Annotated in this window: 23 protein-coding genes and 3 pseudogenes; 13 read left to right on the top strand and 13 right to left on the bottom strand. The window is 70.8% G+C overall.

The window, feature by feature from the left end; all coding sequences use genetic code 11:
* Window positions 1-88 precede the first annotated feature (88 nt).
* The 3 genes from tuf to ACFU5K_RS06865 all read right to left on the bottom strand — a co-directional run bounded on the left by tuf (window position 89) and on the right by ACFU5K_RS06865 (window position 2,291).
* The gene (tuf, locus tag ACFU5K_RS06875; RefSeq protein WP_384057732.1) at window positions 89-1,258 is read right to left on the bottom strand and encodes an elongation factor Tu; all 1,170 of its coding nucleotides are present in this window, start codon (window positions 1,256-1,258) and stop codon (window positions 89-91) included.
* Window positions 1,259-1,350: 92 nt separating this feature from the next.
* Window positions 1,351-1,494 (bottom strand): hypothetical protein, encoded by a 144-nt coding sequence (locus tag ACFU5K_RS06870; protein WP_384057730.1) that lies wholly within the window; start codon window positions 1,492-1,494, stop codon window positions 1,351-1,353.
* 77 nt (window positions 1,495-1,571) lie between these two features.
* On the bottom strand, window positions 1,572-2,291 hold the full coding sequence (locus ACFU5K_RS06865; RefSeq protein WP_384057729.1) for a DNA alkylation repair protein: 720 nt from the start codon (window positions 2,289-2,291) through the stop codon (window positions 1,572-1,574).
* A gap of 49 nt (window positions 2,292-2,340) precedes the next feature.
* Between ACFU5K_RS06865 and ACFU5K_RS06860 the strand changes: the two genes are divergently transcribed.
* The 7 genes and pseudogenes from ACFU5K_RS06860 to lnt all read left to right on the top strand — a co-directional run bounded on the left by ACFU5K_RS06860 (window position 2,341) and on the right by lnt (window position 9,395).
* Entirely contained in the window at window positions 2,341-3,063 is a 723-nt protein-coding gene (locus ACFU5K_RS06860; protein ID WP_384057727.1) for a TVP38/TMEM64 family protein, read from the top strand.
* A gap of 195 nt (window positions 3,064-3,258) precedes the next feature.
* Window positions 3,259-4,131 carry an undecaprenyl-diphosphate phosphatase gene (locus tag ACFU5K_RS06855; protein WP_384057725.1) on the top strand — a complete coding sequence of 291 codons (873 nt, stop codon included), beginning with the start codon at window positions 3,259-3,261 and terminating at the stop codon, window positions 4,129-4,131.
* Between the two features lie 313 nt (window positions 4,132-4,444).
* Window positions 4,445-4,852 (top strand): ester cyclase, encoded by a 408-nt coding sequence (locus ACFU5K_RS06850; protein WP_384057724.1) that lies wholly within the window; start codon window positions 4,445-4,447, stop codon window positions 4,850-4,852.
* A 457-nt stretch (window positions 4,853-5,309) separates the two neighbouring features.
* On the top strand, window positions 5,310-5,483 hold the full coding sequence (locus ACFU5K_RS06845; protein ID WP_384057723.1) for a hypothetical protein: 174 nt from the start codon (window positions 5,310-5,312) through the stop codon (window positions 5,481-5,483).
* Between the two features lie 260 nt (window positions 5,484-5,743).
* Window positions 5,744-7,068, top strand: a pseudogene (locus ACFU5K_RS06840) (MFS transporter).
* A 127-nt stretch (window positions 7,069-7,195) separates the two neighbouring features.
* Window positions 7,196-7,663: a nuclear transport factor 2 family protein gene (locus ACFU5K_RS06835; protein ID WP_384057721.1), complete on the top strand. Its 468-nt coding sequence runs from the start codon at window positions 7,196-7,198 to the stop codon at window positions 7,661-7,663.
* A gap of 106 nt (window positions 7,664-7,769) precedes the next feature.
* Window positions 7,770-9,395 carry an apolipoprotein N-acyltransferase gene (lnt, locus tag ACFU5K_RS06830; protein ID WP_384057720.1) on the top strand — a complete coding sequence of 542 codons (1,626 nt, stop codon included), beginning with the start codon at window positions 7,770-7,772 and terminating at the stop codon, window positions 9,393-9,395.
* Here lnt and ACFU5K_RS06825 read toward each other — a convergent pair.
* Window positions 9,319-10,224, bottom strand: coding sequence for a Gfo/Idh/MocA family protein (locus ACFU5K_RS06825; RefSeq protein ID WP_384057718.1), 906 nt, complete (start codon window positions 10,222-10,224; stop codon window positions 9,319-9,321). The genes lnt and ACFU5K_RS06825 overlap by 77 nt on opposite strands.
* Window positions 10,225-10,432: 208 nt before the next feature.
* Here ACFU5K_RS06825 and ACFU5K_RS06820 point away from each other — a divergent pair, with 208 nt between their 5' ends.
* Window positions 10,433-10,624 (top strand): hypothetical protein, encoded by a 192-nt coding sequence (locus tag ACFU5K_RS06820; RefSeq protein ID WP_384057717.1) that lies wholly within the window; start codon window positions 10,433-10,435, stop codon window positions 10,622-10,624.
* Window positions 10,625-10,648: 24 nt separating this feature from the next.
* A complete protein-coding gene (locus ACFU5K_RS06815; RefSeq protein ID WP_384057716.1) occupies window positions 10,649-11,161 on the top strand; it encodes a DinB family protein in 513 nt (170 codons plus the stop codon).
* A gap of 30 nt (window positions 11,162-11,191) precedes the next feature.
* Here ACFU5K_RS06815 and ACFU5K_RS06810 read toward each other — a convergent pair whose 3' ends face one another.
* The 7 genes and pseudogenes from ACFU5K_RS06810 to ACFU5K_RS06780 form a co-directional block, all read right to left on the bottom strand.
* Complete coding sequence (locus tag ACFU5K_RS06810) at window positions 11,192-11,743, bottom strand: hypothetical protein (protein ID WP_384057714.1); 552 nt, start codon at window positions 11,741-11,743, stop codon at window positions 11,192-11,194.
* Between the two features lie 75 nt (window positions 11,744-11,818).
* Window positions 11,819-12,538 carry a uracil-DNA glycosylase gene (ung, locus tag ACFU5K_RS06805; RefSeq protein WP_384057712.1) on the bottom strand — a complete coding sequence of 240 codons (720 nt, stop codon included), beginning with the start codon at window positions 12,536-12,538 and terminating at the stop codon, window positions 11,819-11,821.
* Between the two features lie 90 nt (window positions 12,539-12,628).
* Window positions 12,629-14,210 (bottom strand): annotated as a pseudogene (locus tag ACFU5K_RS06800) (ABC transporter substrate-binding protein).
* 119 nt (window positions 14,211-14,329) lie between these two features.
* A complete protein-coding gene (locus tag ACFU5K_RS06795; RefSeq protein ID WP_384057710.1) occupies window positions 14,330-15,085 on the bottom strand; it encodes an SDR family oxidoreductase in 756 nt (251 codons plus the stop codon).
* A 22-nt stretch (window positions 15,086-15,107) separates the two neighbouring features.
* Entirely contained in the window at window positions 15,108-15,869 is a 762-nt protein-coding gene (fabG, locus tag ACFU5K_RS06790; protein WP_384057708.1) for a 3-oxoacyl-ACP reductase FabG, read from the bottom strand.
* Between the two features lie 201 nt (window positions 15,870-16,070).
* Complete coding sequence (locus ACFU5K_RS06785; protein WP_384057706.1) at window positions 16,071-16,454, bottom strand: DUF3037 domain-containing protein; 384 nt, start codon at window positions 16,452-16,454, stop codon at window positions 16,071-16,073.
* Window positions 16,451-17,335 (bottom strand): HipA family kinase, encoded by an 885-nt coding sequence (locus ACFU5K_RS06780; RefSeq protein WP_384057705.1) that lies wholly within the window; start codon window positions 17,333-17,335, stop codon window positions 16,451-16,453. Before ACFU5K_RS06780 ends, ACFU5K_RS06785 begins: the two co-directional genes overlap by 4 nt.
* 295 nt (window positions 17,336-17,630) lie before the next feature.
* Between ACFU5K_RS06780 and ACFU5K_RS06775 the strand changes: the two are divergent.
* Window positions 17,631-17,786: pseudogene (locus tag ACFU5K_RS06775) on the top strand (cytochrome P450); the annotation flags it as partial.
* Between the two features lie 699 nt (window positions 17,787-18,485).
* Window positions 18,486-18,953: a pyridoxamine 5'-phosphate oxidase family protein gene (locus ACFU5K_RS06770; protein ID WP_384057703.1), complete on the top strand. Its 468-nt coding sequence runs from the start codon at window positions 18,486-18,488 to the stop codon at window positions 18,951-18,953.
* Between the two features lie 46 nt (window positions 18,954-18,999).
* Here ACFU5K_RS06770 and ACFU5K_RS06765 read toward each other — a convergent pair whose 3' ends face one another.
* The gene (locus ACFU5K_RS06765) at window positions 19,000-19,914 is read right to left on the bottom strand and encodes a LysR substrate-binding domain-containing protein (RefSeq protein ID WP_384057702.1); all 915 of its coding nucleotides are present in this window, start codon (window positions 19,912-19,914) and stop codon (window positions 19,000-19,002) included.
* Window positions 19,915-19,987: 73 nt separating this feature from the next.
* Between ACFU5K_RS06765 and ACFU5K_RS06760 the strand changes: the two genes are divergently transcribed.
* A complete protein-coding gene (locus tag ACFU5K_RS06760) occupies window positions 19,988-21,010 on the top strand; it encodes a DMT family transporter (RefSeq protein WP_384057700.1) in 1,023 nt (340 codons plus the stop codon).
* Here ACFU5K_RS06760 and ACFU5K_RS06755 read toward each other — a convergent pair.
* Complete coding sequence (locus ACFU5K_RS06755) at window positions 20,997-22,328, bottom strand: aminotransferase class I/II-fold pyridoxal phosphate-dependent enzyme (protein ID WP_384057699.1); 1,332 nt, start codon at window positions 22,326-22,328, stop codon at window positions 20,997-20,999. The genes ACFU5K_RS06760 and ACFU5K_RS06755 overlap by 14 nt on opposite strands.
* Before the next feature lie 36 nt (window positions 22,329-22,364).
* Here ACFU5K_RS06755 and ACFU5K_RS06750 point away from each other — a divergent pair, with 36 nt between their 5' ends.
* Entirely contained in the window at window positions 22,365-23,051 is a 687-nt protein-coding gene (locus ACFU5K_RS06750) for a pyridoxamine 5'-phosphate oxidase family protein (protein WP_384057697.1), read from the top strand.

Here is a 23,051-nt window from a genome sequence, read left to right as displayed (position 1 = left end):
ATTGTGACGGGCGCCGGGCCTTCGGCCGGACGGACCGGCCGTCGCCGCCCGCGTCCCCGGGGGCCGGGGGGCGGACGGCGACGTACGGTCAGAGAAGTGCGGTGACCGTGCCGGCGCCCACCGTCCGGCCGCCCTCGCGGATCGCGAAGCCGAGGCCGGACTCCAGCGGGACGTCACGGCCGAGTTCGACGGTCATCGTGACCGTCTCGCCGGGCCGCGCGACCGCCGCCTCGCCGAGGTCGACGTCACCGACGACATCGGCCGTGCGGATGTAGAACTGCGGCCGGTATCCCGTGGTGACCGGCGTCGTGCGGCCCCCCTCCCGCCCCGACAGGACGTAGACCTGCGCGGTGAAGCGCCGGCTCGGGGTGACGCTGCCGGGCGCGGCCACCACGTGACCGCGGCGGACCCGGTCACGCTCGACGCCTCGCAGCAGCAACGCGACGTTGTCGCCGGCCTCGGCGGACTCCATCGGCTTCCCGAAGGTCTCCAGCCCGGTCACGACCGTCTCGACGTCCGCGCCGAGCACCGACACACGGTCCCCCACGCGCACCGTGCCGCGCTCCACGGCCCCGGTGACGACGGTGCCCCGGCCAGTGATGGTCAGCACGTTCTCCACGGACAGGAGAAACGGCGCGTCGGTGTAGCGCACCGGGATCGGTACGTAGGTGTCGACGGCGTCCAGCAGCCCCTCGATGGACGCGGTCCAGCGTGGGTCGCCCTGCAGCGCGCCGAGCCCCGACACCCGCACGACCGGAACGGAGTCCCCGCCGTAGCCGTGCGCGGTGAGCAGTTCGCGGACCTCGAGCTCGACCAGGTCGGTGAGCTCGGGGTCACCCGCGTCGGCCTTGTTGAGGGCGACGACGATGTGGTCGACACCGACCTGACGGGCCAGCAGGACGTGCTCCGCGGTCTGCGGCATGATGCCGTCGAGCGCGGACACGACGAGGATCGCCCCGTCGAGCTGCGCCGCCCCGGTGACCATGTTCTTGATGTAGTCGGCGTGTCCGGGCATGTCCACGTGCGCGTAGTGGCGGGTGTCGGTCTCGTACTCGACGTGCGCGATGTTGATGGTGATGCCGCGCTGCGCCTCCTCGGGAGCCCGGTCGATCCGGTCGAACGGCACGAAGGTGCCGGTACCCCGGTCGCTGAGCACCTTGGTGATCGCGGCGGTCAGGGTGGTCTTCCCGTGGTCGACGTGACCCATGGTGCCGATGTTGAGGTGCGGCTTGGTGCGCAGGTATGCCGTCTTGGGCATGTCTCGATCCTTGGTGCTCGAAGCTGAGAGAGAAGACCCCAGGGCCCCGCCGACCCTCCCCTCACGGGGTCCGCCGGACTGTCGGGGGAGGGTCAGCTTCGGGCGCCGCCGAAGGGCGCCGTGACAACGGTGAACGCTGCGTCGAGTGCTGCTGCGGTCGCGGCCTCAGGGTTCGCGGCAGCCTTCGGCGTGTCCGCGACTGCGGACTGCGCTGTGGGGTAGGCGTACCGGAACATGCCCTGATCATGGCGGAGCGGCCGGGCGTCGTCGAATGGTTTTCCGGCGGGGCGGGCGGTCCCAGGACCGGGACTCCTCAGCCGATGTTCTTGAGCGCCTCGCGCACGGAGAGGGGCGACAGACGGTCCCGGGCGCCGTCGACGAAGTCACGTACGGCGTCCGGGGCCGTTTTTGCGTACTCGCGCAGGGACCAGCCGATCGCCTTGCGGATGAAGAAGTCCGGATGGTCCGCGCGCAGCAGGCAGTAGCCGAAGAGACGGCCGGTGTCGGTTCGCTCCCTGTAACGGAGTTGGTGCAGCAGCGCGGTCCTGGCGATCCAGACGCTGTCGTCCTCGATCCAGCCGTCCATCGCGGTCCGCAGTTCCGGTTCCGCCGCGACGAGGGGCCCGGCCACATGGGCAGCCAGCACGTCGACGGTGTCCCACCAGGGGACCGTGGAGACGAGATGGCGAAGAACCGGCACGAAGTCCGCCGAGCAGCGTGCGGCGTGGCGGCGCAGCAGGTCGGCGGCGAAGTACTGGTACTCGCGCTCGGGCAACTCCCAGCAGCGCAGGGCGATCGCGGTGAGATCCGTCTCGTCCGGCCTGTCAGTGCCCGCCAGGACGGTCCTGGACAGCTCCCGGCGTCGAGGGGCGGCGATGCCGAGAAAGGGCGCGACGTTCTTCATGTACGCGGCCGCCTGGGCCGCACGTTCGGGATCGGCGGCCTCGGGATACACGTGGACGAGCCGCCGCAGCACCGTGTCGGCGAGCGCACTTGCCGGTACGACGGGGACGGGCTGCGCCGGGCTGCTCATGCTGTGCACATTACGGCGATCACACACCTGTTTCGGTTACGCTCCCCAGATGTTCGACCCCGTCCCCGCAACACGGCCCCCCGGTGGCCTGGCAGTGCGCTGTACGAGGGCGCTGCTCTCCCCCTGGTCCCGGTTCTCCCTTCTCGTGGCGGTCCTGCTCGCTGCCGCCACCGCCATGGTGCTGTTCGAACCACAGAGACTGCTGGCCTCCGGGTGGCCACCTCAGCTCACCGGTTCCGCCGCGGCGCTGCTGTTCGGCCTCGCGTACGGCGTGTGCACCGTGGCGTTCGTGCCACGCCCGCTGCTCAACCTCGCCGCCGGAGCTCTCTTCGGCGCCCAGACCGGTCTGGCGGCGGCGCTGGCGGGCACCGTCGTCGGCGCCGGTATCTCCTTCCTGCTCGGCAGAGTGCTGGGGCAGGACGCGCTGCGCACACTGCTGCGAGGCAAGTACCTCAAGGCAGCGGACGGATTGCTGAGCCGGCACGGATTCCGGTCCATGCTGGCGCTGCGGCTCTTCCCCGGGGTGCCTTTCGCCGCGGCCAACTACTGCGCGGCGACCTCCCGCATGGGCTACCCACCGTTCCTGCTGGCCACCGGGCTCGGTTCCATCCCCAACACGGCGGCGTACGTCGTCGCGGGCAGCACGGCGTCCTCGCCGACCTCGCCGGTTTTCCTGGCGGCCATGGGCTTCATCGTGCTGTCCGGCGCCGGTGCGGCACTGGTCGCCTGGCGCAGGCGCCACCGGCTGGCCATGGCGGCCGGGCCCTCCTGACGAGGGCGCGTGGGTGCGGCGAAGCCGGGGGGCAGCGGGCAGTCCGTTCACCCACAGGCGATACGCTGCGCGCATCCGACAGAGGATGTCCGGGACCGTGGTGTCCCGCCCCTTTTCTGACCGCATCCGCACACCGCCGACGGCCTTCGTGTCCGTCGGCCGTTGCATGAGCATCTCCGGGATGGCCAAAGCCCCATGAGCTGGTTCGAATCATTCGTCCTGGGCCTCGTTCAGGGACTGACCGAGTTCCTGCCGATCTCCTCCAGCGCGCATCTGCGGCTGACCGCGGCGTTCGCGGGCTGGCACGACCCGGGAGCGGCGTTCACCGCGATCACCCAGATCGGCACCGAGGCCGCGGTCCTCATCTACTTCCGCAAGGACATCGCGCGCATCGTCTCGGCCTGGTTCCGGTCGCTGACCAACTCCGCCATGCGTGGTGACCACGACGCGAAGATGGGGTGGCTGGTCATCGTCGGGTCGATTCCGATCGGTGTGCTCGGTGTGACCTTCAAGGACCAGATCGAGGGCCCGTTCCGTGATCTGCGTCTGATCGCCACGACCCTGATCGTCATGGGTGTGGTCCTCGGCGTCGCGGACCGCCTCGCGGCCCGCGACGAGACCGGGGGCAAGCACCGGGCGATCAAGGAGCGGAAGTCCCTGAAGGAACTGGGCGTCAGGGACGGCCTGATCTTCGGCTTCTGCCAGGCTCTGGCACTGGTCCCGGGCGTCTCACGGTCCGGCGCGACGATCAGCGGTGGTCTGCTGATGGGCTACACCCGCGAGGCGGCGGCGCGCTACTCCTTCCTGCTGGCCGTTCCCGCGGTGCTCGCCTCGGGCGTGTTCGAACTGAAGGACGCGGGCGAGGGGCACGTCTCCTGGGGACCCACCATTTTCGCGACAATCATCGCTTTTGCGGTCGGATACGCCGTAATCGCATGGTTTATGAAGTTCATCACCACCAAGAGCTTCATGCCGTTCGTCGTCTACCGCATCATCCTGGGCATCGTGCTGTTCGCCCTGATCGGCGCGGGTGCCCTGAGCCCCCACGCCGGCGAGTCGGCGGGCTGAGGCGAACGGTTCCGGGGCGGAGCCCCCCGGCCGGACCGGGCGAGTCCCCGGGCCGGTCGTGATGTCACGGGCCGTCCGGGTGCGCCACGGACGGCCCGGCGTCGTCCCGTCCGGGTGACGGCTGCGCAGCGGGTCACGAACAGGGTCGCCGTCCTGGTGGTTTGCCGGGCTGCGGCGTGTGGGGGCAAGGCGTGACCCGTACGGGGTGGCCTTCGGCATGTCGGCACGCTCCTGCGGGCAGCCGAAGCAGGATCGGTGTCCGCGGCGGCTGTTCCGGCGCCGCCGCGCGCGTTCACGAGACCGAGGAGCAGCTGTGTCCCAGCAGGAGAACATCGCCGTGCAGACCGCGTTCGGAGAGGCGGTCACCACCGGGAACCTCGACGCGCTCAGTGACCTGGTCGCTCCCGGATCGGTCGACCACGACCCGGCGCCCGGTCAGGGGCCGGGCCCGGAGGGCTACCAGCGCATGTTCCGCGAGCTGAGGATCGCGTTCCCGGACTTGCGGGTCGAGGTCGAGCACCTGGTGGCCACCGACGACGAACTCGCCTTCGCCTACACCATCAAGGGCACACACCGCGGCGATCTGCTCGGCCATGCCCCGACCGGGAAGGCGGTCACCTACCGGGGCATGCAGATCAGCCGCTTCGAGAACGGCAAGCTGGTCGAACGCTGGGGAAGCAGCGACGAACTCGGCATGATGCGGCAGCTCGGCCTCGCCTGAGACGGGACGAAAGCAGGCCGGGCAGGCATGTTCGAGGGCCCGGCCCTCATCGCCGGGGACCCGTCCCGGCCACCGGCGGAAGAACGCCGTACACCAGCCGGATGGCATAGCGCCTCATAACCTGCCAGATGCGCACATACCCGGCGTCGGCTATCACGTGCGCCGGGGAAGGCGGCCAGGAATATTCCATTCTTCCGAGGCGAAGATCATCTCCCGGAAATCTCCCGAGCGTTCCTGACGGTAGGCGGCGTGGCCGCACGCCTCGTGGAGATGGGACAGCGCTGTCACCTGGAGAGGTGAGCAGCTCGCGAGGCCCGGCCGGCCCGTCGGGCAAGGCCGGTCGCCGACCCGGCAGCGGCCTGGGCGGTGGGTCCGCGGCCCGCAGGATGCACGGCGAAACAGGCGGATGCCCTACGCACCCGGTCGGATTGTCGGCTCACGCCCGTAGAATCTGCGCATGCCCACCCCTTCCACCGAGCCGACGCGGGTCCGCTCGCTCGCCGAGCTGAACGCGCAGATCCGCACGCTCGTGGACGGTGGCCTGGGTACCCTGGAGGCCCGCCAGGAGTACGAACGGCTTCTGGTCGAGTGGGGATCGGCCGTGCAGCACGGCGCCGCTGAAGCGGCGTGACCCGCCGGCCCGCCGTGCGTTCCGGAGCGGCTTCCGCGCCGGGCCATCGGACCGGGTGTTCGTCAGCGGTGAACGACATACGAGGAGTTGCGGGTATGCCCGGTCGTCCCGGCGCGCGCTGACGTCCCGGCCTTCACCGGCCCGTCATCGCGTGCCGCCCCTGATGTAGCGGCACAGCGAGCCTTCTCACGCCCGAACCGCGGGCGCACCCCGGTGTGCCCGGTTGCGGGCCTCGTCGTCGGCAAACCGAGGGGTCTCCCGTGCCGTCCGCTTCCCCCGCCGCGCCACATTCCGACCGGCCTGTTCCGCCGGGCCTTCTGAGGGACGGTGACTTCCGCAGACTGTGGTGGGGGCAGACGTCCTCCCAACTCGGCGAGCAGTCTACGCGGTCCTCACGCTCGGCGCCGATCCCGGCCTTCTCGGTGTCCTGCGCGCCGTCGGCCAGGCGCCGGTCCTTCTGCTCACACTCTTCGTCGGCGCGTGGGTGGACGGATGGCGGACCCGCACGGTGATGGTGCTCGCGGACAGCGGCCGGGCCCTCGTCCTGGGCGCGGCGGCACTGATCGCACTGTTCGGGCGGTTCGGCACGGCCACGCTGCTCGCGGCCGTCTTCGCCGTAGGGGTCCTGTCCGTCTTCTTCGACGTGGCCTACCAGGCATCTCTCGTGCGTCTGGTGCGTCGTGACCAGCTGGTGCGGGGCAACAGCGCGCTCGAGGGCAGCCGTTCGGCGGCCCAGGTCGGCGGTCCCGCCCTCGGGGGTGCCCTCGTGTCCCTGGTCTCCGCGCCCCTGGCAGTGGCCTCCGGAGCCCTTTTCTTCGCGCTCTCGTGCCTGTCGGTCCACCGGATCCACCGGACCGAGCGGGTCCCGGACCGCTCGGAGCGCCAACCCCCCTTGTGGCGGCGGATCCATGAGGGCCTCCGTCTCGTCCTGCGCGACGCCTCGCTGCGGAGCGTGTGCCTGGCATCGGCCGTCTTCCAGTTCTCCTTCGCCGCGCTGATGACGGTGTATCTGCTCTTCCTGCCACGGGAACTGCACCTGTCGGGCGCCGCCGTGGGCCTGGCACTCGCGGCGACGGGGCCCGGCGCGCTCCTGGGCTCCGTGCTGGCCGCCGCCCTTCCGAAGCGGTTCGGCTACGGTGCGGTACTCGTCGGCGCCGCGACGATCGGCGACGGCGCGTTCCTGTGTGTCCCCGCTTTGCGCGGCTCCCCCGCGGTGACACTTCCGGCGCTCGTCGCCGTCGGCTTCGTGTTCGGAGCGGGAGGGCAGATGGTGAATGTGGCGGTCATGGCCATCCGGCAGAGCGCCACGCCGGCCGGGATGCAGGGCCGCGCGGCCGCGACGATCACGTTCGTCGGCATGGGTCTGACACCGCTCGGTTCCGTGCTGGGCGGCCTCCTCGCCCAGCAGTGGGGGGTGCGCACCGGTCTCCTGGTGGCGGCCGCGGGAATGATGCTGTCCCCTGCGGTGATGGCCCTGTCCCCACTCGCCCGCCTCGGGCGCGCGCTTCCGGGGGCGCCCTACGAGCGGCAGTCCGGCCGGTCCGGAGCTTCCGGGGCCGGCAGCGCCCCTTCCCCGTCCCCGTGAAGGCCAGGTGCCTCCCCTGCCCCGGCGCCGTCGCCGGGGAGCCCGAAGGCCGGCGGCGCGGGAATCCGGTCCGGTGCGACCCCGCACGCCTCTTGGCGTGCCGCTCCCTCTGGCCGAGACTTGGGCGATGACACAGCGCGTGGCTCTCGCGACGGTGATGGACCGGCTCTCCATCGACACAATGATCAGTGATTACGCTGCCGCGGTGGACGACGGCGCCTGGGATGCCTACGCCGCGCTGTTCACGCAGGACGGCCGCGTCGACCACCGGGGTGCGGGCGGGGAGGAGGGTCCGGTGGCCGAGGCCGTGCGCTGGCTGGAGGACAGCATGCGGCTCCTTCCCGTCCGCCAGCACCTGATCGTGAACCGGCGCCTGGACCTCCAGGACCTGGGCGGGTATCCCGGCGACCTGGCGCGACTGAGGGCGGACTACCTCAGCCCGCGAAGGGGCGGGGAGGCGGGAGGGACTGCGCCGACGACGATGTCGGGCGGCCGGTACGTCTTCGACCTGCGGCGTACGGAACCGGGCTGGCGGATACACACCGTCACGATGGACGAGAAGTGGCGGTACGGACCCGGGTACACCACCGGCTGAGCGCCCCTCACGGCCGGTTTGGCCCGCCCGGACGCTCCCCCCTGTGCGCTCCTGATCTTCTGGCGCACACTGGGAGCGAGCGGATGACCGGCGAGGAGGACAGGGCATGCCGATGCGTGGCGCGCGGCTTCCGGACGCGACCGCCCACGGGGGTGCGCGGCTGTTCGAGCGGCTGCTGCGCTCTCGCGTAGGCCGGGGCGCCGTCACTGTCTGCGCCGGTGCTCTTCCCGCCCTGGCGTTCCCGGCGCCGTCCCTCTGGTGGTTCGCGTACGTCGCACTGGTGCCGTGGATGCTGCTGATCCGGTCGGCGGGCACGGGACGGAGGGCCGCCCTCGACGGCTGGTTGGGCGGCGTGGGCTTCATGATCGCGGTCCACCACTGGCTGATGCCGAGCCTGCACGTGTTCATCGTGGTGCTCGCGGCACTGCTCGGACTGCTGTGGGCTCCCTGGGGCCTTCTGGTGGCCCGGCTGCTCGGGGGATCGCCGTCCGTCCGCAGGTCCGTCGCCGCGGTCCTCGTGGTGCCCTCCGGCTGGCTGATGATCGAACTCGTGCGCTCGTGGGAGGGACTCGGCGGGCCGTGGGGTCTGCTGGGGGCCAGCCAGTGGAACGTCCCGTTCGCGCTCCGTACCGCGTCGGTGGGCGGCGTGTGGCTGGTCAGTCTCGGTGTGGTCGCCGTGAACACGGCCGTCGCGCTGCTGCTCGCCGTGCCCTCAGCCCGGCGGACGGCGGCCGTGTGCGGGGTCGTGGGAGCGGTCGGTGTGGGAGCGACGGTCCTGTGGGCACCGCGGCCGCAGGAGGAGGGCACGGTCCGGATCGCCGTCGTGCAACCGGGTGTCGTCGGCGGTCCCGGCAGTATCGGGCACCGCTTCACACGCAGCGAGGAGCTGACCCGAGGGCTGGCGGGCCGGGACGTGGACCTCGTGGTGTGGGGCGAGAGCAGCGTGGCCGTGGATCTGTCACGGCACCCGGAGACGGCGGACCGGGTCGCCGCGCTGTCGCGTCAGGTCGGTGCGGACATCCTGGTCAACATGGACGCCCGGCGCACGGATGGCCCCGAGCGCGCCGGAATCTTCAAGTCGGCGGTGCTGGTGGGCCCTGACGGTCCGACCGGGGACCGGTACGACAAGATGCGCCTGGTGCCGTTCGGCGAGTACGTCCCGGCGCGCTCCCTGCTCGGCTGGGCGACCTCGGTGGGCAAGGCGGCGGGTGAGGACCGGCTGCGCGGCAACGCCCCCGTCGTGATGGACCTGCCGAACGGACTGCGGGTGGGGCCGCTGGTCTGCTTCGAGACGGCGTTCCCCGACATGAGCAGGCGATTGGTGGAGGACGGCGCCGCGGTGCTCGTCGCCCAGTCGTCCACCTCGACGTTCCAGCACAGCTGGGCGCCCGAACAGCACGCCTCGCTGGGAGCCCTGCGGGCGGCGGAGACGGGCCGTCCGATGGTGCACGCCACGCTCACCGGCGTGAGCGCCGTGTACGGCCCGCGGGGTGAGCGGGTGGGGGCACCGCTCGGCACGGACGCGAGCAAGGCGGCCGTGTTCGACGTGCCGCTCGCCCGGGGCACGACGCTCTACGTCCGGCTGGGCGCCTGGCCCGTGTACGGAGCGCTGGCGGTCCTGGCCGTGTTCTTCGGCATGCTCGGGCTGCGGCCCCTCAGGAGGCCTGCTCCAGGGCGTCCAGAACCACCCGTTCGCACAGCCGGTGGGTCTCCAGAGCGTCCTGCGCGCTGAGCACCTCCCCGGCCCGTACCGCGTCCAGGAAGGACAGGACGCACTGCTCGATGCCGCGCTGGCGGGCGACCGGCACCCAGTCGCCGCGCCTCCGCAGCGTCGGCTGGCCCTTGTGGTCGACGACGTCGGCGAGATTGAGGACCGTGCGCTTGGAGTCCTGGCCGGAGACCTCGAGGATCTCCTCCGTCGATCCGTTGAGCCGGTTCATCATGCCGATGGCGGTGAATCCCTCGCCGGACAGCTGCAGCACCACGTGGTGCATGAGCCCGTCGACGATCCGCGCGCGCACGACGACGCCCGACACGGGGCCGGGAGCCAGGAAGCGGAGGGTGTCGACGACGTGGATGAAGTCGTCGAGCACCATGGTGCGCGGATCCTCGGGCAGCCCCACCCGGTTCTTCTGCAGGAGGATCAGGTCGCGCGGGTGGTCGGCGCACTGGGCGTAGGACGGGGCAAGCCTGCGGTTGAACCCGACGGCGAGCGTGACACCACGTTCCTCGGCGAGGGCCACCAGCCGCTCGGCGTCGGCGAGTTCGTAGGCGAGCGGCTTGTCGACGTAGGTGGGGACGCCCGCTTCCAGGAGCCGCTCGACGATCTCCGCGTGCGCTGCGGTCGACGCGTGGACGAAGGCAGCGTCCAGCCCCTGGGCCAGGAGCCGGCCCAGGTCCTCGTGGCACCGCTCGGCCGGGATCCGGTGGGCGGCGGCGGCGTTCGCCAGCGTGGCCGGGGTGCGGGTCTGCAGGTGCAGTTCGACGCCGGGAAGGGCCGTCAGTACCGGCAGATACGCCTTCCGCGCGATGTCTCCGAGCCCGATGCAGCCGACCTTCACGAGGTTCTCCCTGTCGCCTTGACCAGGGTCTTGTCACGGTCGCGTCGTCTGCCCGTCCCTGGTTCCGGCAGCATACGTGCGCTGCGGGGCCGCCAGTCGGCGATCCCGTCGAACGTGCGCAGGACGAGCCCGGGCCCGAGCCGGGAGACCGTGGACAGCAGTCAGTCGCGAAGGGCCACGGCCGGCCCGCCGGACAGCCTCGTCAGCCGTGACACCTGAGCTGCCCGGGGGCGGAAATCCCGAGCGTGTGGCCGCCGCGCTCGCACACGCGCTGCACCGCTACCTGACCGGCGGCACCGAACTGCTGGAGTGCCGCTATGTCGCCCTGCTTGCGGCGGCCGGGTCGGGCGAACCGGAGCGCCACGCCAGACCGGACCTGCTTGGCCCGTGGCGCAGTTGATCATCTATCGCCACTATGGACCGCATGACGACTCAGGAACGGCCCGAACCCCCCTTCGACGCTGCAGAACGCCAGATGCTGGAGGGATGGCTCGACTACCACCGGGCGACCCTGGCCATGAAGTGCGAGGGCCTCACCGACGCCCAGCTGCGCGAGGCCTCCGTGCCCCCGTCGGCCTTCACGCTTCTGGGCCTCGTGCGGCACCTGGCAGAGAACGAACGGGGCTGGTTCCGCGACGTGCTGGCCGGTGAGGAACTCCCGCCGCTCTACTCGACGGACGACGATCCGGACCATGAGTTCCACGTCACCGACGCCGACACCTGGGAAGAAGCCAGGACGACGTGGCATGCGGAGATCGACGCCGCCCGGGCCAATGCCGCGAAGATCGAGCTCGACGGCCTCTCGGTGGGCAGGACCAGAAGCGGCAGCGCGTTCACCCTCCGCTGGATCTACACGCACATGATCGAGGAGTACGCCCGTCACAACGGCCACGCCGACCTCGTACGCGAACGGATCGACGGCGCCACGGGGCAGTGACGCACGGGGCCGACGCGGGCCGGGCCTCCGTCACTCCCCCGCCGCCGGCCTTCCGCGCATCCGCTGCTCCATGCGTCCGATCGCGGCGCGGACCGCGTCGCCGTAACCGTCGTCCTCCAGCACGCCGACGGCGTCCCAGGCCAGGTCCAGATGGATGCGGGCAGCCTCGAAGCGCTGCAGCTTCAGGTAGTCCGCGGCCAGGTTGAGGTGCAGCGAGGGGAAGAACGTACGGACCGCCGACGCGTCCCTGTGCCCCTGGGCAGTACCGTGCGCACCGGTCCCGTCGCGTCCGCCGGAGCTGTCGCGACCGCCCAGTGGGTTTCTCCCCGGTCCGTCCGCCATTCCTTCGGCGGCGGTCAACGCCCTCAGGTCCCAGGCGAGCTCGTCGCCCGGGTCGTCCTGTGTGTCGGCCATGTAGTGGGCGAGCGTGCAGCGGTGCAGGGCGTCGCCGCACTCCCCGAGCTCCGACCAGAGGGTGCCGAACCGGTTGCGAGCCTCTTCCCTGTCCCCCGCGTGGAGCAGCATGATCGCCTGGCCGATCCTGGTCATGACGGGGTCGCCCCGCAGTTCCCGCTGCTCCACGTCAGAGGCCTCCCTGATCGGCGTCCGGCATGTTCCGGTCGGTCGAACGCTAACCGCAGCGGTACGCAATACCGCTCAGGCGCGGGCCCGAGCCGCCGGCCGGGTCCTCGGAAGGCCCAGGTCAGGGATGCGCCAGTCGATGGCCTCGTGGCCCTGGGCGGCTACGGCCTCGTCGATCTGCGTGAAGGGACGGGAGCCGAACCACTTCTTGGCGGAGAGGGGCGAGGGGTGCGCACCCTTCACCACCACGTGGCGCTCCTGGTCGATCAGTGGGATCTTCTTCTGCGCGTAGTTGCCCCAGAGGACGAAGACAGCCGGGTCGGGGCGCTCCGCCACCGCGCGGATCACCGCGTCGGTGAACTTCTCCCAGCCCTTGGCCTTGTGCGAGTTCGCCTCACCGCCGCGGACCGTCAGCACCGCGTTGAGCAGCAGCACTCCCTGCTCGGCCCACGGCATGAGGTAGCCGTTGTCCGGGACGGGCAGGCCGAGCTCGTCGTTCATCTCCTTGTAGATGTTGCGCAGCGAGGGAGGCGTCCTGACCCCCGGCAGCACCGAGAAGCACAGCCCGTGTCCCTGGCCCTCGCCGTGATAGGGGTCCTGACCGAGGACCAGCACCTTGACCCGGTCGTACGGCGTGGCCTCCAGTGCGGCGAAGACCTGGTCACGCGGCGGATACACCGGCCCGCCGGCCCGCTCCTCCTCGACGAAGTCCATGAGCTCCTTGAAGTAGGGCTTCTGCAGCTCTTCGCCGAGGACGCCACGCCAGGACTCGGGCAGCAGGTCGGTGTCGGTCACGTCCACAACCTCCGGTAAGCAATAGGTTCTTGACCACAGAACCTACCCGGGGCCACTGACAACGGACCCGCCGAGCCCACTGCCGCCCGGCTACCAGTTGGTCTTGCGGTACAGCTCCCACATCTGCATGACGGTCTGCGGGTCGAGCGCGCGCTCGCCGCCGCCGATGTCGTCGCCCGCCGCGACGTAGAGCTTGCCCTGCCACAGCGGCAGCAGCCGGACGTCCTCCACGAGGATCCCCTGGGCCCGCTTGAACTGCTGCGAGACGGAGCCGCGATCGCTCTCCTTGCGGGAGGACGGCAGCAGTTCCCGGGTGATCTCGTCGGCCGGATAAGGGGTGCCTGTGACGCTGTCCTGTCCCACGAACGGGGCGATGAAGTTGTCCGGGTCCGGGAAGTCGGGGAACCAGCCTCGCCCGAAGACCGGGTAGTCGCCGTTGGTGAAGCCCTCCTGGAAGGTCGTCCAGGGCGCGCTCCTCAGCTTGACGCGGAACAGGCCGGACGCTTCGAGCTGCCGCTTGAGCTCGGCGAACTCGGGCGCGGTTGAGGAGCCGTAGCGGTCCGTGGTGAACCAGAGGGTCAGCTCGACCGGCTCGGTGATGCCCGCGTCGGTGAGGATCTTCTCGGCCTTGGCCGGGTCCGGGTCACCGAAGGAGTCGAAGAAGCTGGTGGTGTGACCGGCGATGCCTTTGGGAACCATGGAGTAGAGCGGTTCCGCGGTGCCCTGGTAGACCTTGGCGACGAGCGCGTCGCGGTCGACGAGCTGCGCGGCCGCGCGCCTGACGGGGAGCTTCCCGACGGCCGCGTCCTTGGGGTCGAACGCAAGGAAGCGGATGTCGGCACCGACCGTCTCGACGATCTGGAGGCCGTCGTTGTCCTCCTTGTCGTCCTCGAGACCGACGACCTCCTCGGCGGCCAGGCCTCGGTAGGTGGCGTCGATCTCCTTGTCCTTCAGCGCCGCCACCATGGGGGTGGAGTCCTTGAAGTAGCGGATGGTGACGGCGGTGTTCTTCCGGTCGGCGAAGCCCTTGTAGCCCGGGTTCCTGGTCAGCTCGGCCTTGTTGCCGGGCTCGTACGACTCCAGGACGTACGGCCCCGAGCCGGTGACCTTCCCGTCGTCGCGGATCTTGTCCGCGGGGTAGTCGCCGGGCGCGACGAGCGACATCGCGGGGGTCGCCAGGATGAACGGGAAGGTCGCATCCGGCCTGCCGAGGTGGAAGACGACGGTGTCGTCACCCTTGGCCTCCACGCGGTCGAGGGAACCGAGCAGGCCGGCCGGGCCACCCTTCACCTTGATCTTTTTGATACGATCGATCGAGTACTTGACGGCTTCGGCGTCAACCTTCTCGCCGTTGGAGAATTTCAGCCCGGACTTCAGGGTGCAGCTGTAGGCCATGCTCGCGGAATCGGTGAACGTGCAAGACTCCGCCGCGTCCGGCTCGGGGCTGATGCTGCCGGTCGGGAAGCTCACCAAGGTCTGGAAGACGTTCCTCATCAGCTCCCAGGAGCCGTCCCAGGCCGCCGCCGGATCGAGGGTCGAGGGGCGAGCTCGTCGTTCCGAGCGATATCTGCTGGTCCGTCTCGGAACTGCTGTCCGACAACAGGCCGCAGCCGGCCAGGACGGACAGGGAAGCAAAGGCCGCAGCGGTCTGCAGGCTGGCCCGGTAGAACACGTGCACGCTCCTCGATCTGCCTTGGGGTCGGCAGACCATACCGCAGCGCCCCGCCGGATCAATCCGCTCGCCCGGCGGGGCACTTGAGTCAATCAGGGCCAAACCCGCCCAGGCTTCCCTCAGGCCACGCCGGCGTTCAGGAAAATGCCGCCGTCGACCACGAGCGTCTGACCCGTGACCCAGTCGGACTGAGCCGACGTGAGGAACGCGGCGGCTCCGCCGATGTCCTCCGGCACGCCGAGCCGGCCCAGCGGGTAAGCTGCCGCGGCCTCCGCCTCACGGCCCTCGTAGAGCGCCTGCGCGAACTTGGTCTTCACCACCGCCGGGGCGATCGCGTTGACCCGCACGACCGGGGCGAACTCGTGCGCCAGCTGGAGGGTCAGGTTGACCATGGCCGCCTTGCTCATCCCGTAGGCACCGATGAACGGCGACGCGGAGACACCGGCGACGGAGGCGATGTTCACGATGGCGCCGCCGTTGTCCTTCTGCCAGGCCTTCCAGGTCTGCTGGGCGAACCCGAGCGCCGAGATCACGTTCGTCTCGTAGACCTTGCGAGCCACGCCGAGATCGAGCTCGGCCATGGGCCCGAAGACCGGGTTCGTACCGGCGTTGTTGACCAGGAAGTCGACCCGGCCGAACGCCTCCATGGCACGCTCGACGGCCGCTGCCTGATGCGCCTCGTCGTGCGCCTTGCCCGCGACACCGATCGCCCGGTCGGCGCCGAGCTTCTCGACGGCCTCCTTCAGGGCGTCCTCGCCGCGTCCCGTGATGACGACCCGGTCGCCCCGGGCGACGAACGCCTCGGCGACGCCGTAGCCGATGCCCCGGCTCGCGCCCGTGATGAGCGCGACCTTGCCACTGTCCTGCACAGCCATGGTGTCCGTTGCCCTTCGGGGGTCAGTTGAGCGGTCCGCCGGCGACGTACATGACCTGCCCGGACACGAAGCCCGCGGCGTCGCCTGTGAAGAAGGCGATCGCGTTGGCGATGTCCTCGGGGTGCCCCACGCGCTGGACGGGGATCTGCGTGGCGGCAGCGGCCTGGAACTCCTCGAAGCCCATGCCCACCCGGGCCGCGGTCTGCGCGGTCATCTCGGTGACGATGAAGCCCGGCGCCACGGCGTTGGCGGTGACACCGAACTTGCCGAGCTCCTTGGCGAGCGTCTTGGTGAAGCCCTGGAGACCGGCCTTGACCGCGGAGTAGTTGGCCTGGCCGCGGTTGCCCAGCGCCGACGAGGAGGACAGGGAGACGATGCGGCCGAACTTGGCCTCCACCATGTGCGCCTGGACGGCCTTCGCCATCAGGAACGCACCCTTGAGGTGAACGTTCATGACGAGGTCCCAGTCGGACTCGGTCATCTTGAAGAGCAGGTTGTCGCGGAGCACACCCGCGTTGTTCACCAGGATGGTCGGAGCGCCGAGCTCGGCGGCCACGCGCGCGACGGCGGCCTCCACCTGCGCACTGTCCGACACATCGCACCCGACGGCGAGGGCCTTGCCCCCGGCCGCGGTGATCTTCTCGACCGTGTCCTTGCACGCGGCCTCGTCGAGGTCGAGTACGGCGACGGCGCGGCCCTCGGCCGCCAGGCGTACGGCGGTGGCGGCGCCGATGCCCCGCGCCGCTCCCGTCACGATGGCGACGCGCTGCTCGGTGGTGGACATGCTTGGTTCTCCTCGCCCTTGGATCGCGGCTCAGCGGACGTCAGGAAGTTCCCGATAACTGAGCAACCGCTTAGTACCTTCAGCAGACGAGACGCTAGAAGCCCTGGCACCCGGTGTCAACGGCACACGGGGGCCCGGGCGCATGTCACACCGGACGGCGCTCCGGCCGGCTCTATCCCGGGCGGCGCCCGCCGGCCCGTTTCAGCGGACCAGCAGGTCGAGCAGCCGCTCTACCTCGGCCGCCGGGTCCGTGGTCAGACCGCTGTGCACGACACCCGGCTGAACGACCGTGGAGCGTGGCGCGATGAGCCAGCGGAAGCGCCGTCCAGCGTCGTCACCGGCGGCCTGGCCGGCGGCCCGGCCGCCGCCGCAGACCCCTTCCACCGCACGCAGGGCGGCTCGCACACCGATCACGTCTGCCCGCGGGTCCAACGCCTTGAGCTTGTTCTCGTCCAGGAGCGTCCGCGCCGCCACGAAGGACTTGGCTCGGCAGTACACCAGCACCCCCGCGTTGAAGCACTCGCCGCGCTCGACGCGCGGGACGACCCGCAGGACCGCGTACTCGAAGACATCGCGCTGACTCATCGGCCGCCGTCCTTGCTGCTTCGTCCTGCGGCCGCCTGTGCGTCGCGGTCCTTCTTGGTGGGATGCGGCCACGGGGTGGCGTGCTCGGTGAGCCAGCCCGGGGCCCGGGAGGGCTGCGTCGTGGTCGGCTCCCCGAGGGTGATCCGCTCGTGAATGCTGCCGGCGCGGGCCAGCAGGGGCTCCGCGTAGGCCCGCCGCAGCAGGTCCGTCGTCTCGAAGCCGGGCTCCCCGGCCAGCCATTCGCCGGGGACCTGGGCGATCACCTCGGTGAGCAGTTCCTCCGTGACGAGGGGCGCGAGTTCGGCGGCGGCCGCCGCGATGTCCGGGGCGAAGCCCGCCAGGACGTGGTCGGAGGCGTTGTACGGCTTGGCCGCCGATGCCTGAGCACCCGGCCAGTTGTGGTGCCAGATCATGGTGGCGCCGTGGTCGATGAGCCACACGTCGCCGTGCCAGACGAGCATGTTCGGGTTGCGCCACGAGCGGTCGACGTTGTTGATCAGCGCGTCGAACCAGACGATCCGTCCGGCTTCGACCGGGTCCACCTCGTAGGCGAGCGGGTCGAAACCCAGCGAGCCCGGGAGGTAGTCCATCCCGAGGTTGAGGCCGCCGCTGGCCTTGAGCAGCTCCTGCACCTCCTGGTCCGGCTCGGCGAGCCCGATGACGGGGTCGAGCTGGATGGTCACCAGTTCGGGCACCCGAAGTCCCAGCCTCCGGCCGAGCTCTCCGCAGATGACCTCGGCGACCAGGGTCTTGCGGCCCTGTCCCGCGCCGGTGAACTTCATGACGTACGTGCCCAGGTCGTCGGCCTCGACGATCCCGGGCAGGGATCCGCCCTCCCGCAGGGGTGTCACGTAGCGGGTCGCGGTGACTTCTGTCAGCATTTCCCCAGGTTATACGGCGCGGCTCCCTGAAGATCCACGGTCCGAGGTCCGCTGCCCGTGCGACGCCCGCGGATGCCCCCCCGGCACAGGTGCGGGAACATCCGTGGAGCCCCGAGAGCTGCCGTCAGGCGCTCAGCACCTCGAAAGCCGCCTCCGCAACGTCCGGCGGATCGCGGCCACGTCAGCGGACGTGACGAACCGGTCCGCGCGGTCGTCGAGAACCCCCTGCAGCCCCGGGACCCGGACCCGTGCGCGATTCGCCTTGTTGTTGTACGACGTCCTGGTTCCCAAGGCCGCGCAACTGGCCCGTACGGAAGGCACGGCAGCGCTTCAGCAACTGTTCGCGCGCTTCCCCGCCATCGACCTCGCCGTCCCCGAGGCCGAACTGCCCCGGCACGCGTCGTTCGTGGGGAACAGCGTGCGGGAACTGCCGGTACGCGTGCACGGCTGAGCCCGCGGGGTGCGACGACAGTCGCGCTGCCGGGCACCAGGACACCGCGGCTGGTCACAGTTCACTTCGCCTGACCGGGGGGAAGGAGTCGGTGCGAGCGTGAACGCCGGGCCGCGCCGGGCCGTATCCCCATGCGAAGTCTCGTACACCGAAGAAGGGAATGCCGGAATGAGCGCATCGCAGGAGCGTCAGGTCCACCTCGGGCGCCGTACCGTCGTGGCGGCGGTCGGTGCGGCGGGGGTGGCCGCCGCTCTCACCGCGTGCGGCGGCGCGAAGGACGGGGAGGGCTCGGACACGGTGGAGCCGGCCGGGAAGGGCGGCGGCGAGGTGCTCGCCAGGACCACCGACATACCCGAGGGCGGAGGAGCCCGACGGCTCCGCCGGAAGGCCGGCGCCGGCGCCGCTTCGCACGCCCGCGGCTTCGCACGCCCGCAGCGACGACGGCGGATGTTCCGGCGCGGATGTTCCGGCACGGGCGGAAGGCCCCCGCAGGCCTCCCCCGGCCGGAATCCGCGCCGCCCCCGGTGGGACCCGCGCCGTCCTCCGGACGGAACCCGCCACTCGGCCCGAGCCCGCGCCGCCGACGTACGACAGGGGCGCCGGCGGCCGCGCGAGCCATTACCCATTGCCCCTGGCGGGCACAGCCTTCATGCTTTCGGACATCCGGACGAACCCCGGCCGACGCAGGAGGGTCCCCCCATGTCCGTCACCCAGCGCCGCGGCCGCCGGATCATGATGACCGGTGCCGAACGGGACGCCTACCTGGCCGGGCAGCGCACCTGCCGGGTGGCCACGGTCTCCGCGGAAGGACGGCCCCACATCAGCGCGCTGTGGTTCGTGTGGGACGGCACGTCGCTGTGGCTGTACTCCCTCACGCGCAGCCTGCGCTGGGCACACCTACGGCAGAACCCCGGCATCGCCGTCGTGGTCGACGACGGCGTGGAGTACGGCGAACTGCGGGGCGTGGAGCTGTCCGGCCAGGCGGAGTTCGTCGGCGAGGTGCCGCGCACGGGTGAGGAGCACGCCGAACTCGACTCGCCGGAGCGACTGTTCGCCGCGAAGTACTTCGACATGGACACCCTGCCGCACGACTCCCGGCACGCCTGGATCCGGCTCACTCCAAAAGCCGTCACCTCATGGGACTTCCGCAAGCTGACCAGCCCCTGATTCCGTCACTGCGGCCGATGATCACTACCGCAGGGTGACGGGGCGCTCAGCCCATCGGCTCGTGCAGGGACCGCCCAGCCGCGCGCAGCGCGTCGACGGCGGCCCTGATCGACGGTCTCCGGTCCGCGTCCGTGCGCCATACGGCGTGGACATGGCGGCGCATGGTCTGACGCACCGGCACCAGCCGGACACCCTCGGGTACCGGCCCCCGCCCCAGGCGGGGTGCTACACAGACACCGAACCCAGCTGCGACCAGGGCGAGTTGTGTGTGGTGCTCACCCGCGAGATGTGCGATGCGAGGCTCGATCCCCTTGGACCTCAGGGTGAACATCAGCCATTCGTAACAGAATTCGCCCTCGGGCCAGGACACCCACTCGTCGTCGGCGAAGTCTTCCAGGCCGACCTCCGTCCGGTCTGCCAGCCGATGACCGGACGGCATGGCGATGTCCGGTGCGTCGTCGAGGAGTCCGGCCCTGGCGAGGCCGCCGGGGACCGGTAGTCGCTTGTTGCTCCAGTCGAGGACGACGGCGAGGTCCGCGTCGCCCCGGAGTACGGCGCGGATTCCGCTCTCGGGTTCCATCTCCGCCGTACGCACCCCCAGTTCGGGGTGCTGCTCCCGAAGGGCCGTAAGGGCTGCCGGAAACAGCCCGCGCGCGGCAGTCGGGAAGGCCGCGAGCCTGACCTCGCCCACCACCTGGCCGCGCTGGGCCTCGATGTCGGACTGGGCGATCTCGACCTGGGAGAGGATCTTCGCGGCGTGGTCCGCGAGCAGGCGACCGGCATCCGTGAGCCGGATTCCACGGCCGTTCTTGGCCAGCAGTTGCTGGCCGACCTCGCGTTCGAGCTTGGCCATCTGCTGGGAGACAGCTGAAGTGGTGACGTGGAGACTGTCGGCGGCACCGCTCACCGAGCCGTGACGGGCGAGGGCATCCAGGGTGCGCAGCCGCTCCAGGTTCAACATGTAAGCGATCCTACGGGATAGGCCCAATGAAGTCTCACTTGTCCTACGTGGTTCCGCCGGTCATGGTTACTCCATGAGCGCTCCCTCCGCACCGGGAATCCGGCAGGCCCCCGGCACACCGCCCGCCACCTCCACCCCTCATCCCCGGACGCCGGGACGTGCCCTGGACTGGCGTGTCCGCTTCACAGGTCTGTCGCTGATCTGGGGATTCAGCTTCCTGCTGATCAAAGTCGGCACCGACGGCTACGCCCCCTTCCAGGTGACGTCCGGCCGCCTGCTGTTCGGCACGCTGGTGCTCGTCGCCGCCATGGCCGTGCGTCGCGAGCGGTTGCCACGCTCCGGCCGGACCTGGGCGCATCTGTTCGTCGCGGCGTTCTTCCTCAACGCGCTGCCCTTCTCGCTCTTCGCGTACGCGGAGCTGACCATCCCGTCCACGCTCGCCGGGATCTGCAACGCGACCTCTCCCCTGTGGGGCATGGCGCTGTCGGTCGTCGCCCTGTCCCAGGACCGGCCGACGCGCCGCCGCGTCGCCGGGCTCGGCCTCGGCTTCATCGGCGTACTCACCGTGCTGGGCGCGTGGCAGGGATTCACCGGGCTGGATCTCACGGGTACGGCGATGGCCCTGCTCGCCTCCCTCAGCTACCCGATCGGCTGGATCTACGTCCGCCGCACCCTGGCGGGCACCGGCGCGTCCACGCTTGCGCTCACCGGAAGCCAGCTCCTCGTCGCCACCCTGCTACTGGCCTTGGTGACACCGCTGTTCACGTCGATGCCGACTCACTTCCCGCTCGCGCCGACGCTCGCGGTGATCGCGCTCGGCGCCCTCGGGACGGGCCTCGCGGTCCTTCTCCAGTACGGGCTCGTCGAGGAGGTCGGCCCGACGACGGCGCAGATGGTGACCTACTTCATCCCTGTCATCGCCACCACGGCCGGGGTGGCACTGCTCGGCGAGGAGCTGAACTGGAACACCCCGGTCGGCGCGCTGGTTGTCCTCGCCGGTGCCGCCCTCACCCAGAGCAGGGTCCGCGGCTCGACGGCCACGTCCGGCGGGACCACCGGCACCGGTACACGACGAGGCAGGCTCAGCCGTAGCTGACCGGCCGAGCGGGACGCGCCGCCGCCGCTACCGCGTCCGCCAGCGGTTCGATGTCGGCGGCGGACAGCGGCGACACGGTCAGCCGCACTCCCGGCGGGGAAGCGATCCGGAAGCGGGCTCCGGGGGCGACCGCCCAGCCGGCGTGCAGCATCCTGGTCACCGCTCCGGTCTCGTCGCTCACAGGCACCCACACATTCATCCCGGTCCGCCCGTACGCCGGCACCCCCCGCTCGCCCAGCGCCCGGATCAGCGCGTCCCGCCGCTGCGCGTAGGACCTGGCGACCTCCACCGGATCGACGGCGCCGGACGCCCATAGGTGATGCACGGTCCGCTGCAGCAGACCGCTCACCCAGCCGGCCCCCAGATTCTGACGTCCTGTCACCCGATCGACCGTCAACGCGTCGCCGGTGAGCACGGCAAGCCGCAGATCGGGGCCGTACGCCTTGGAGGCGGACCGGACGAAGGCCCAGCGCTCCGTGACACCGGCGAGCGGGTGCAGCGGAAGGTCGACGATCGCGTGGCCGTGGTCGTCCTCGATCAGGAGCACCGCGGGGTGCTGGGCGAGAACGGCCCGCAACGCGGCCGCCCTCGTGTCACTCACCGTGGCGCCGGTCGGGTTCTGCGCCCTGTCGGTGACCACCAGAGCCCTGGCACCCGATCTCAGCACCCGCTCCACATCACCGGGCAGCGGCCCTTCGCCGTCCAGTGCCACCGGGACGGGGTGCATACCGAGCGCCGGGATGAGATCCAGCAGGGCGCCCCATCCCGGATCCTCGACGGCCACCGGGTCACCGGGCTTGAGGTGCGCCGTCAGCACACGTTCGATCGCGTCGAGCGACCCTGAGGCGAGCGCCACCGGCCCGGCCGGGACGCCGTCGGCATCAAGACCGGCCCGTACGAGGCTGGCGAGTTCAGGGAGCACGGGGGCATCCCCGTAGAGGCCGGGCCTGTCCGCGTACGCCTTCGAGGCCGCGGCCAGTGCGGGCCCGAGGTCCGGCAGCATCGCCGGGTCCGGATTACCGTCGCCCAGCTCGCGCACACCGGGGGGCGCTTCCACCCGGAGGGAACCGCGCGCCGTGCTGGCAGGACGCTGCCGCACCCTGCTCCCCCGCCTGCCCGCCGTCTCGATGACTCCGCGCTCCCGCAGCACGCGGTACGCGGCAGCCACCGTATTGGGATTGACCCCGAGTTCCTGCGCCAGCGCCCGCATGGGCGGGAGCACATGACCGGGCGCGAGGTCGCCCGAAGCCACCCCTCTCTCCACACTCGCGGAAATGTCCGATGCACCCCGGCCACTGATCCGATACTCTCCTAGCACAAACATTACTATGCACTAGTGCAATGGAGTAGGCAAATGCCCGAAACCCCTCCGCCCGCCGGCACCGGAGCCGCCTCCTACGAACCGACGGAGCGCACGGTGCCGAGCCGCTCCAGGCAGCGCGCCTCGTACGACAAGGAGACCGTCCACTCGATACTCGACGCGGCCTACCTGTGCCATCTGGGCTTCGTCCGCGACGAGGCGCCGGTGGTGCTGCCCACACTGTTCGGCCGGATCGGCGAGCGGCTGTACGTCCACGGCTCGACCGGGTCACGCCCGCTCCGAGAGGCCGGCGCGGCCGACCCCGGCCTCTCCGTCTGCCTGACGGTCACACATGTCGACGGCCTCGTGCTGGCCCGTTCCGCCTTCCACCACTCGATGAACTACCGCTCAGTGGTGGTGCACGGAATCGCCCGCGCGGTGACGGATCCACAGGAGCGCCGCGTCGCGCTCGACGCCATCGTCGACCAGGCCGTGCCCGGCAGGTCGAAGGACTCGCGGCCTGCGGACGCGAAGGAACTCGCGGCGACCGCGGTGATCCGCCTCGACCTCGACGAGGTATCCGCGAAGATCCGCACGGGCGGCCCGGACGACGAGCCGGAGGACCTCTCCCTCCCGTACTGGGCGGGCGTCGTCCCGGTGGCCCGGGCCTATGGGACGCCGGTGCCGTCCGACGACCTGGACCCCGCGGTCCAGGTGCCGGGCTACCTCCGCGCGCTCTGA

Origin of the sequence: Streptomyces sp. NPDC057428 (assembly GCF_042803195.1) — a bacterium.
In the GTDB taxonomy this organism is placed as follows: domain Bacteria; phylum Actinomycetota; class Actinomycetes; order Streptomycetales; family Streptomycetaceae; genus Streptomyces.
This window is presented reverse-complemented; position numbering and strand designations above follow the sequence as displayed.

Bases quoted from the DNA above. Each gene is read 5' to 3' on its own strand.
- tuf (WP_384057732.1), bottom strand. From the start codon at position 1,258: ATGCCCAAGACGGCATACCTGCGCACCAAGCCGCACCTCAACATCGGC.
- ACFU5K_RS06870 (WP_384057730.1), bottom strand. From the start codon at position 1,494: ATGTTCCGGTACGCCTACCCCACAGCGCAGTCCGCAGTCGCGGACACG.
- ACFU5K_RS06865 (WP_384057729.1), bottom strand. From the start codon at position 2,291: ATGAGCAGCCCGGCGCAGCCCGTCCCCGTCGTACCGGCAAGTGCGCTC.
- ACFU5K_RS06860 (WP_384057727.1), top strand. From the start codon at position 2,341: ATGTTCGACCCCGTCCCCGCAACACGGCCCCCCGGTGGCCTGGCAGTG.
- ACFU5K_RS06855 (WP_384057725.1), top strand. From the start codon at position 3,259: ATGAGCTGGTTCGAATCATTCGTCCTGGGCCTCGTTCAGGGACTGACC.
- ACFU5K_RS06845 (WP_384057723.1), top strand. From the start codon at position 5,310: ATGCCCACCCCTTCCACCGAGCCGACGCGGGTCCGCTCGCTCGCCGAG.
- ACFU5K_RS06835 (WP_384057721.1), top strand. From the start codon at position 7,196: ATGACACAGCGCGTGGCTCTCGCGACGGTGATGGACCGGCTCTCCATC.
- lnt (WP_384057720.1), top strand. From the start codon at position 7,770: ATGCCGATGCGTGGCGCGCGGCTTCCGGACGCGACCGCCCACGGGGGT.
- ACFU5K_RS06815 (WP_384057716.1), top strand. From the start codon at position 10,649: ATGACGACTCAGGAACGGCCCGAACCCCCCTTCGACGCTGCAGAACGC.
- ACFU5K_RS06795 (WP_384057710.1), bottom strand. From the start codon at position 15,085: ATGGCTGTGCAGGACAGTGGCAAGGTCGCGCTCATCACGGGCGCGAGC.
- fabG (WP_384057708.1), bottom strand. From the start codon at position 15,869: ATGTCCACCACCGAGCAGCGCGTCGCCATCGTGACGGGAGCGGCGCGG.
- ACFU5K_RS06785 (WP_384057706.1), bottom strand. From the start codon at position 16,454: ATGAGTCAGCGCGATGTCTTCGAGTACGCGGTCCTGCGGGTCGTCCCG.
- ACFU5K_RS06780 (WP_384057705.1), bottom strand. From the start codon at position 17,335: ATGCTGACAGAAGTCACCGCGACCCGCTACGTGACACCCCTGCGGGAG.
- ACFU5K_RS06770 (WP_384057703.1), top strand. From the start codon at position 18,486: ATGTCCGTCACCCAGCGCCGCGGCCGCCGGATCATGATGACCGGTGCC.
- ACFU5K_RS06765 (WP_384057702.1), bottom strand. From the start codon at position 19,914: ATGTTGAACCTGGAGCGGCTGCGCACCCTGGATGCCCTCGCCCGTCAC.
- ACFU5K_RS06760 (WP_384057700.1), top strand. From the start codon at position 19,988: ATGAGCGCTCCCTCCGCACCGGGAATCCGGCAGGCCCCCGGCACACCG.
- ACFU5K_RS06750 (WP_384057697.1), top strand. From the start codon at position 22,365: ATGCCCGAAACCCCTCCGCCCGCCGGCACCGGAGCCGCCTCCTACGAA.